Annotated in this window: 1 pseudogene; it reads right to left on the reverse strand. The window is 74.5% G+C overall.

The window, feature by feature from the left end:
* Positions 1 to 182: 182 nt before the first annotated feature.
* Positions 183 to 9,980, reverse strand: a pseudogene (locus ACFWJW_RS11515) (type I polyketide synthase); the annotation flags it as partial.
* Between the last annotated feature and the right edge of the window lie 3 nt (positions 9,981 to 9,983).

Consider the following 9,983-nt stretch of genomic DNA (forward strand, 5'->3'; position numbering starts at 1 on the left):
CCACGGACACCCAGTCCGAGGGAGACGCTCCGCCTTGCGATGCACGGCACCAGACGCCGCAGGCTGATCCACGCAGATCGAAGAGACACCCCCTTAGTACCCCGAACCGGCCCAGGGGGAAGGCCGGTTCGCCGGACGGGACGGGCCCGTCCGGCGAGGACCTGAACAACACCCGGGCGGTGTCAGCCGAGTTCGGATTCCAGGAACTCGACGACCGCGTTGGGCGTCGGATAATCGTAGACAAGCGCGGCGGGCAGCGACAGTCCGGTGATGCGGTTCAGTGCATTACGGAATTCGACCGCGGACAGCGAATTGAAGCCGGCATCGAGGAAATCGAGGTCGGGTTCGACCGCCGAAGCGCTTTCGTGTCCCAGTGCCCGGGCCGCCACACCGCGGGCGATGTCCAGCAGGGTCTCCTGCCGGTCCGCCGCGGTCAGCTCCTTCAGATAGGCCCGCAAGGCTTCCGGGTCCACGTCGTCACCGGTGTCCGCCGCGGGCTCCTGGGCGGGCCGGCGCACCTCGGGCAGGGCACGCAGCAGCGAACCGGTCCGGGTGACGGCGAGTTCCGCCCAGTCCGCCTCGGCGACGGTGACGGACTGCTCGCCGCACTCGACCGCCCGGGCGAACACGCTCTCCGGGGCGGGCGCACCGTCCCAGCAGAGCACCGTTCCGCTGAGCCCTTCGGCCCGGCGCCGGCGCACCAGCTCCTCGCGGTACGCCCCCGCCGCGGTGACCGCGGCCCGCGAGGGATCACCCCAGGTGCTCGCCGCCGGGGCGAGCAGCACGAACGCCGGGGCGTCGCGGGCGAGTTCGTGCAGATTCTCGGACTCGCGCACGGCCCGCTCCAGCACCTGGCCGAACTCGGCGACGGTGGCGGAGCCGACCGGCTGGTCCCCGGCGCCGCCGATGCCGTGCACGACGGTGCTCAGCGGATGGGCCGCGGGGACGCGGTCCAGCAGCCGGGCCACCGCCTCGCGGTCGGTCAGGGCCTCGTCGATGACGGTCACCGGGACGCCGAGGGACTCCCCCGCGAGTGCCGGGGGCACCAGCAGATGCGCGGCGCCGTTACGGGCCAGCCAGCGGGCTACCTGGGCGCCGGCGGCGCCCAGTTCACCGGCGAGCAGCACGGTGCCCGTCGGCCGCCAGGGCCGGTGGGCGGCCCCCCGGCCCGCGTGGCCGAGGCGGCGGGCGAACACCCCGGAGGGGCGCAGGGCCAGCTCGTCCTCGCCGTCGGCATCGGCCAGCAGCTGGGCCAGCCAGGCCCCTTGGCGGGCGTCCAGGGTCTCCGGGAGGTCGATCAGGCCGCCCCGGTGTCCGGACCGGGCCGCGGCGACCGCCCGGCCGAGGCCCCACACCAGTGCCGGTGCCGTGCCGGCCGTACGGCCCGTACGGGTCAGCGAGACCGCGCCCCGGGTCAGGCACCACAGCGGTGTTCCCGGCGATGCCTCGTCGAGCGCCTGGTTCAGCGCCAGGGTTCCGGCCACGCCGGACGGGACCGAGGGGTGCTCCGGGTGCGGCTGGTCGTCCAGTGCCCACAGGGAGACCACCCCGGCGAGGTCCGCCGGGAGTCCGGCGAGCAGCCCGGTCAGCCGTTCCCGGCCGGCGTCCGCGCCGGTCACGGTGAGCTGCCGCACCTCGGCGCCGTGCGCCCGCAGCGCCTCGGCGACCGACCGTGCGCAGTCCCCTTCCAGGTGCTGCTCCGGGACGAGCAGCGCCCAGGTGCCGGACAGTCCGGCCGTGGACAGATCGCTGACCGCGTGCCAGTCGGCCCGGTAGCGCGTGCCGTCCACCGCGGACTCCCCGCGGCGGAGGGCGGACAGGGCCGGCAGCAGCGCGCCGATCGGCTGGTTCTCGTCGAGGTCCAGGGTGCGCAGCAGCGCGCCGAGGTCCTCCTGTTCCACCAGCTCCCAGAAGCGGGACTCGACCGGGTCCGCCGCGTCCGGGCGGCTGTCACCGGCCGGGCCGTCGGCCTCGGGCCAGTACCGCTGCCGCTGGAAGGCGTAGGTGGGCAGGGCGACCCGGCGGCCACCGCCGCACAGCGGGAGCCAGTCCACCGTGGCGCCGCGGACATAGGCGCCGGCCAGGGCCTGGAGCAGCGCCTCGTGCTCCGCCCGGTCCTTGCGCAGCGCGGGCAGGAACTCCCCGCCGGGCAGGCTCTCCTGGCCCATGGCGCTGAGCACACCGCCGGGGCCGAGTTCGAGGAAGGTGTCCAGGCCCTCGGTGTGCAGCGCCTGCATGCCGTCGTGGAAGCGCACGGCTTCCCGGACGTGCCGGACCCAGTAACCGGGGTCGCGCAACTGGTCCGGCTCGGCGAGCCGGCCGGTCAGGTTGGAGACCACGGGGATCCGCGGTTCGGCGTAGGTCAGGCTCTCGGCGACGGTACGGAATTCGTCCAGGACGGGGTCCATCAGCGGCGAGTGGAACGCATGGCTGACCCGGAGCTGCTTGGTGCGGTAGCCCTTGTCCGCCAGGGCCGCGGCGAGTTCGGTCACCGGGGCCTCGGCGCCCGAGAGCACCACGGCCTCCGGCCCGTTCACCGCGGCGATGCTCACCTGGCCGGAGAGCAGCGGCAGCACCACGTCCTCGGGGGCCCGTACGGCGACCATCACGCCGCCGGCGGGCAGGCTCTGCATGAGCCGGCCGCGGGCCGCGACCAGTTTCGCCGCGTCCGCCAGTGACCAGACACCCGCGAGATGGGCCGCGGTGACCTCACCGATGGAGTGGCCCAGCAGGGCGTCCGGGACCACGCCGAGGGATTCCACCAGCCGGAACAGCGCGACCTCGACGGTGAACAGCGCGGCCTGGGCGTACTGGGTCTGGTCCAGCAGGGCCGCCTCGGCGGTGCCCGGTTCGGCCCACACCACCTCGCGCAGCGGCCGGGGCAGCAGTGCGTCGAATGCCGCGCACACCTCGTCCCAGGCGCGGGCGAACACCGGGTGATTCCTGTGGAGTTCGCGGCCCATTCCGAGGCGCTGGGCACCCTGGCCGGTGAAGAGCACGCCGATCCGGCCCTCCCCCGCGACGCCGGAGACCACACCCGCCGGGGTCGTCCCCTCGGCCAGTGCCCGGGCGCCGGTGAGCAGGGCCTCGCGGTCCCCGACCAGCACGGCGCGGTGCCGCAGCGCGGACCGGGTCGACACCAGGGAGAAGCCCACGTCCACCGGGTCCGGGTCGCCCTCGGCGAGGGCGGCCAGCCGTCCGGCCTGCGCCCGCAGGGCCTGGGCCGAGTGCGCGGAGAGCACCCACGGCAGCACCGCGGGGGCCGGCCCGGTGCCGGCGTCGGCCGGGGTGCGGGCCGCCGAGGGCTGTTCCAGGATCAGATGCGCGTTGGTGCCGCTGATCCCGAACGAGGAGACCGCGGCCCGCCTGGGCTGTCCGGTCTCCGGCCACTCGCGTGCCTCGGTGAGCAGCTCCACCGCGCCGGACTCCCAGTCCACGTGGGTGGAGGGCCGGTCCACATGCAGCGTCCGGGGCAGTACGCCGTGCTGCATGGCGAGGACCATCTTCATCACCCCGGCCACACCGGCCGCGGCCTGGGTGTGCCCGATGTTGGACTTGATCGAGCCGAGCCACATCGGGTGGTCCTCGGGCCGGTCCTGCCCGTAGGTCGCCAGCAGGGCCTGTGCCTCGATGGGGTCACCGAGGGTGGTGCCCGTGCCGTGTGCCTCCACCGCGTCGATCTGGTCGGCGTTCAGCCGGGCGTTGGCCAGGGCCTGGCGGATCAGCCGCTGCTGGGACGGGCCGTTCGGCGCGGTCATCCCGTTGGAGGCGCCGTCCTGGTTCACCGCCGACCCCCGCACCACGGCGAGCACCGGGTGCCCGTTGCGCACCGCGTCGGACAGCCGCTCGACGAGCAGGACGCCCGCGCCCTCGGCCCAGCCGGCGCCGTCGGCCGCGTCCGCGAAGGACTTGCACCGGCCGTCCGGGGCGAGCCCGCGCTGCCGGGAGAAGTCGATGAAGGTGCCCGGCGTCGCCATCACCGACACCCCGCCGGCCAGGGCGAGGGAGCACTCTCCCTGCCGCAGGGCCTGTACCGCGAGATGCAGGGCGACCAGCGAGGACGAACAGGCCGTGTCCACGGTGACCGCGGGGCCCTCCAGGCCGAAGGTGTAGGAGATCCGGCCGGAGACGGCGCCGCCGGCGACGCCGACGCCCACATAGCCGTCGAGCTGTTCGGACGCGGCGGTCAGCATGCCGTAGTCGTTGTACATCACCCCGGCGAACACTCCGGTGCCACTGCCCTTCAGCGTCGCCGGGTCGATCCCGGCGCGTTCGAAGGTCTCCCAGGAGGTCTCCAGCAGCAGCCGCTGCTGCGGGTCCATCGCCAGGGCCTCCTTCGGGCTGATCCCGAAGAAGCCGGCGTCGAACCGCGCCGCGTCGTAGAGGAATCCGCCCTCGGTGCAGTAGCTGGTGCCCGGGTGGTCCGGGTCCGGGTCGAAGAGGCGCTCCATGTCCCAGCCCCGGTCCGCGGGGAAGGCGGACACCGCGTCCGTGCCGCTGGTCAGCAGCTGCCACAGTTTCTCCGGTGAGTCGACGCCACCGGGGTAGCGACAGCTCATCCCGATGATGGCGACCGGCTCATCGGCGCGGACGGCGGCGGGTGCACCGGCTGTGGTGCCAGCGGCCGCGCCGAGCAGTTCGTCCCGGACGAACCCGGCGAGCTCCAGCGGGGTCGGATAGTCGAACACCAGGGTCGCGGGCAGCCGGAGGCCGACCGCCGCGCCGAGCCGGTTGCGGAGTTCGACCGCGGTCAGCGAGTCGAAGCCGATCTCCTTGAACGGCCGGGAGGATTCCACGGCCTGCGGACCGGCGTAGCCGAGCACGGCCGCGACCTGGGCGCGGACCAGATCGAGCAGGGTGCGGTCCCGTTCCGCCGCGGACATCCCGGTCAGCCGCTCGCGCAGTTCGGAGGTGGCGGCGGCGCCGCTGTCCACCTGCCGCCGGCCGGGCATCCGGACCAGGCCGCGCAGCAGCTCGGGCACCATCCCGGAACCGGCCTGCTGCCGCAGCGCGGCGAGGTCGAGCCGTGCGGGGACCAGCAGCGCGTCCCCCGCGGCGCGTGCCGCGTCGAACAGCGCGACGCCCTGCTCCGTGGAGAGTCCGGTCATCCCGGAGCGGGACATCCGGGCGAGCGCGGCCTCGTCCAGTGCCTCGGTCAGACCGCTGGTCTCCGTCCAGCGGCCCCAGGCCAGGGAGAGCGCGGGAAGCCCGGTGGCCCGCCGGTGTGCGGCGAGGGCGTCGACGAAGGCGTTGGCGGCGGCGTAGTTCGCCTGTCCGGAGCCGCCGAGGACACCGGCGGCGGAGGAGAACACCACGAAGGCCGCCAGGTCGAGGTCCCGGGTCAGCTCGTGCAGATGCCAGGCGGCGTCCACCTTGGGCCGCATCACCGCGTCCAGACGCTCCTGGTCCAGCAACTCCAGCACCCCGTCGTCCAGGGTGCCGGCGGCGCTGATCACGCCGGTCAGCGGGCGGTCCTCGGGGATGGCGGCGAGCAGTTCGCGCAGCGCCGTACGGTCGGCCGCGTCGCAGGCAGCGATCTCCACTTCGGCGCCGAGTTCTTGCAGTTCGGCCGTCAATGCGGCCGCGCCCTTGGCCGAGCTGCCGCTGCGGCTGGTCAGCAGGAGGTGCCGGACGCCGTGCTCGGTCACCAGATGACGGGCGAACAGCGCGCCCAGGGTTCCGGTGCCGCCGGTGATCAGTACCGTGCCGCCGGGGGTGAACTCGGGTGCGGGGTCGGCGGATACGGCCATCCTGGCCAGCCGCGGCAGCCGGATCTCACCGGCCCGCAGGGCGAGCTGGTCCGCGCCGAGGGCCAGCGCGGCGGGCAGGGCCCGGGCCGAGGTCTCCAGCCCGTCGGAGTCCAGCAGGACGAACCGGCCGGGGTGTTCGGACTGGGCGGTGCGCAGCAGGCCCCAGACGGGGGCGTGCACCAGATCCGTCAGGTCCGCCCCGGGCTCGGTGGCCACCGCGCCCCGGGTGGCGATCACCAGCCGGGCGTCGGCGAACCGCTCCTCGGCCAGCCAGTCCTGGGCGAGTTCGAGCAGCCGGCCGGTCGCCTCCCGTACGGCCGCGGTGACCTCGGGCGCCTCCGGCGAGGCGCAGGAGAGGAGCACGACGTCGGGCACCGGCGCACCGGCGTCCATGGCGCGGCGCAGCGCGGCCAGTTCCGGGTACTCGTCGACCCGGGAGCCGGCCGCTTCGAGTGCCGCACGGTGGTCCGGGGCGGCCGCGCCGAGCAGGGCGACGGTGCCGGCCGAGATCTCCGCCGGGGCCGGCGCCGGGGTCCAGTCGACCCGGAAGAGCGCGTCGTGGAAGGCGGGGCCGGTCCCGTCGAGCGTGTCGGCGGTCAGCTGACGCAGCATCAGGGAGGCCACCGAGGCGACCTGGGCTCCGGTGGCGTCCGCGACGGTCACCGAGAGCGCGTTCGTGCCCGTCGGGGTCAGTCGTACCCGCACCGTGCCGGCGCCCGCGGCGTGCAGGCGCACCCCGGACCAGGCGAACGGCAGCCACGGCCGGTCCCCGCTCCCGTCCTCGACGAACCCGCCGAGGGCGAGCGGGTGCAGGGCCGCGTCCAGCAGCGCGGGATGCAGTCCGAACGCGGCGCCCTCGTCTTCGGCCGCCTCGGGCAGCGCGACCTCGGCGAACAGTTCGCCGCCGCGTCGCCACACCGCGCGCAGGCCCCGGAACACCGGGCCGTAGGACAGGCCGGTGCCCTCGAACCGTTCGTAGAGCCCGTCGCACTCGACGGGTTCGGCGCCCTCGGGCGGCCAGGACTCCGCGCGCGGGCCGGCGGAGCCCGCGCCGGTGGCGAGGGTGCCGGTGGCGTGCGTGGTCCAGGGCTCCTCGTCGGGTGCGTCCTCCGGCCGGGAGCGCACGCTCAGCTCACGGCGGCCGGCGTCGTCGGGCCCGCCGACGGCGAGCTGGAGCCGGATGCCGCCCCGGTCGGGCAGTACCAGCGGGGCGGCGAGGGTGAGTTCCTCCAGGACCTGGCAGCCGACCTCGTCACCGGCGCGCACGGCCAGTTCCACGAACGCGGTGCCGGGCAGGACCGCCCGCCCGGCGACCACATGGTCGGCCAGCCAGGCGTGGGTGGACAGCGACAGCCGCCCGGTGAACAGCACTCCCTCGTCGTCGGCCAGGGTCACCACGGCGCCGAGCAGCGGGTGGCGGGCGGCGCTCAGCCCGAAGCCGGCCGCGTCCCCGGCCGCGGTCATCGTGCCCTTCGGCCAGTACCGCTGCCGCTCGAAGGCGTAGGTCGGCAGGGCGACCGTGCCGTCCGCGGCCCCGCCGAACACGGCGGCCCAGTCCGGGCTCTGGCCATGGGCGTGCACCTGCCCGAGCGAGGTGAGGAACCGGTCCACGCCGCCCTCGTCGCGCCGCAGCGAACCGGTGACCAGCGCGGATTTGCCGGTGGCCTCGATGGTGTCCTGCACGCCGAGCGCGAGGACGGGGTGCGCGCTGACCTCGATCAGGGTGCCGTAGCCGGCGTCGAGCAGACCGCGGACGGCCGGCTCGAACAGGACGGTCTGCCGCAGACTGCGGTACCAGTAATCCGCGTCCATGGTCGTGGTGTCCAGCCAGTCCCCGGTGAGCGTGGAGTACACCGGGATGCCGGCGGCCCGCGGGCGGACCGGTGCGAGCACCTCCAGCAGCCGTTCCCGGATCTGCTCCACCTGGGCCGAGTGCGAGGCGTAGTCCACCTCGATCCGGCGGGCGCGCACCCCGTCGGCCGCGCAGCCGTCCAGCAGCTCTTGCAGGGCCCGCGGTTCACCGGAGACGACCACCGAGCCGGGCCCGTTGACCGCGGCGACGGACAGCCGCTCGCCCCAGGCCCGCAGCCGCTCCTCCACCTGGTCCAGCGGCAGCGGAACGGACACCATGCCGCCGTGTCCGGCCAGTTCGATCAGGGTCTTGCTGCGCAGGGCGACCACCCGGGCCGCGTCCTCCAGGGACAGCGCCCCGGCCACACAGGCGGCGGCGATCTCGCCCTGGCTGTGCCCCACCACGGCGGACGGGGTGATGCCGCAGGACTGCCACAGCGCGGCCAGTGAGACCATCACCGCCCACAGCGCGGGCTGCACCACGTCCACCCGGTCAAAGCCCGGTGCGCCTTGTGCGCCCCGCAGGACGTCGGTCAGCGACCAGTCGGTGAACGCCGACAGCGCGGTCTCGCACTCCCGTATCCGGTCGGCGAACACCGGGGCGGAGTCGAGCAGTTCCACGGCCATGCCGGCCCACTGCGAGCCCTGGCCGGGGAAGAGGAAAGCGGTCTTGCCGCGGCTGCCGGCGATGCCTTCCACCAGGTTTCCGGCGGGCTCACCGTGTTCCAGCGCGGTCAGCCCGCCGAGCAGCTCCGCGCGGTCCGCGCCTACGACGACCGCCCGGTGCTCCAGGGCGGCCCGGGTGGTGGCCAGGGAGTATCCGACGGTGGCCGGGTCCAGCTCCGGCCGGTCCGCCACGAAGGCCCGCAGCTGTGCGGCCTGTGCCCGCAGGGCCCCGGCGGTCGCACCGGACAGGATCCAGGGCACGGTGCCGGTGGCGGCCAGGCCCGGGGTCCGGGCCGGGGCCTCCTCGGCGGCCGGGGGGCCGGCCTCGGCGGCGGGGGCCTCCTCCAGAATCAGGTGCACATTGGTGCCGCTGATGCCGAACGAGGACACCCCGGCGCGCCGCGGATGGTCGGCGCTCTCCCACGGCTTGGCCTCGGTGAGCAGCTCCACCGCACCGGACTCCCAGTCCACGTGCGGGGTGGGCGCGTCCACGTGCAGGGTCTTCGGCAGCACCCGGTGGCGCAGCGCCATCACCATCTTGATCACACCGGCGATACCGGCGGCCTGCTGGGCGTGCCCGATGTTGGACTTGACCGAGCCGAGCCACAGCGGCCGTTCCGCGGTCCGTGCCTTGCCGTACGTGGCGAGCAGCGCCTGCGCCTCGATGGGGTCACCGAGGGTGGTGCCGGTGCCGTGCGCCTCGACCGCGTCGACCTGGGCCGCGGTGATGCCCGCGTTCTCCAGGGCCCGGCGGATGACCCGTATCTGGGAGGGGCCGTTGGGCGCGGTCAGGCCGTTCGAGGCGCCGTCCTGGTTCACCGCGGAACCGCGCAGCACCGCGAGCACCGGATGCCCGTTGCGGAGCGCGTCGGAGAGCCGCTCGACGAGCACCACCCCGACGCCCTCCGCCCAGCCGGTGCCGTCGGCCCCGGCCGCGAAGGCTTTGCAGCGGCCGTCCGGGGACAGTCCGCGCTGCCGGGAGAAGCTGGTGAACACCCCGGGGGTGCCCATCACCGTGACCCCGCCGGCCAGCGCCAGGGAGCACTCCCCCTGCCGCAGCGCCTGGGCCGCCATGTGCAGAGCGACCAGCGAGGACGAGCAGGCGGTGTCCACGGTCACCGCGGGGCCCTCGAAGCCGAAGGAGTACGAGACCCGGCCGGACAGCACGCTGCTGGCCACGCCGGTCATCGTGTAGCCCTCGGACGCGTCCGGGAGCTGCTGGATCACCGGGACGTACTCGGCGCCGCTGGCACCGAAGAAGACCCCGGTGTCGCTGCCCCGCGCGCTGGACGGGTCGATCCGCGCGTCTTCGAAGGCCGCCCAGGCGGCTTCCAGCACCACCCGCTGCTGGGGGTCCATCGCGAGCGCCTCGCGCGGGCTGATGCCGAAGAACGCGGCGTCGAAGTCGATCGCGTCGTAGACGAAGCCGCCCTGCTTGACATAGCTCTTGCCGGATTTCTCCGGGTCGGCGTCGTACAGCTCGTCGGTGTCCCAGCCGCGGTCGGCGGGGAAGTCGGAGATCGGGTCCGCACCGGCGGCGACCAGATCCCAGAGCTGCTCCGGGGTAGCGGCCCCCGGGTAGCGGCAGTTCATGCCGATGATCGCGAGCGGCTGCCGGCCCTTCTCCTCGGCCTCGCGCAGGCGCTGCCGGGTGTCGTGCAGATCAGCCGCGACCCGCTTGAGATAGTCGACCAGCTTCTCTTCATCCGCCATCAG

Origin of the sequence: Streptomyces sp. NPDC127097 (genome assembly GCF_042724075.1) — a bacterium.
Classification (GTDB): domain Bacteria; phylum Actinomycetota; class Actinomycetes; order Streptomycetales; family Streptomycetaceae; genus Streptomyces.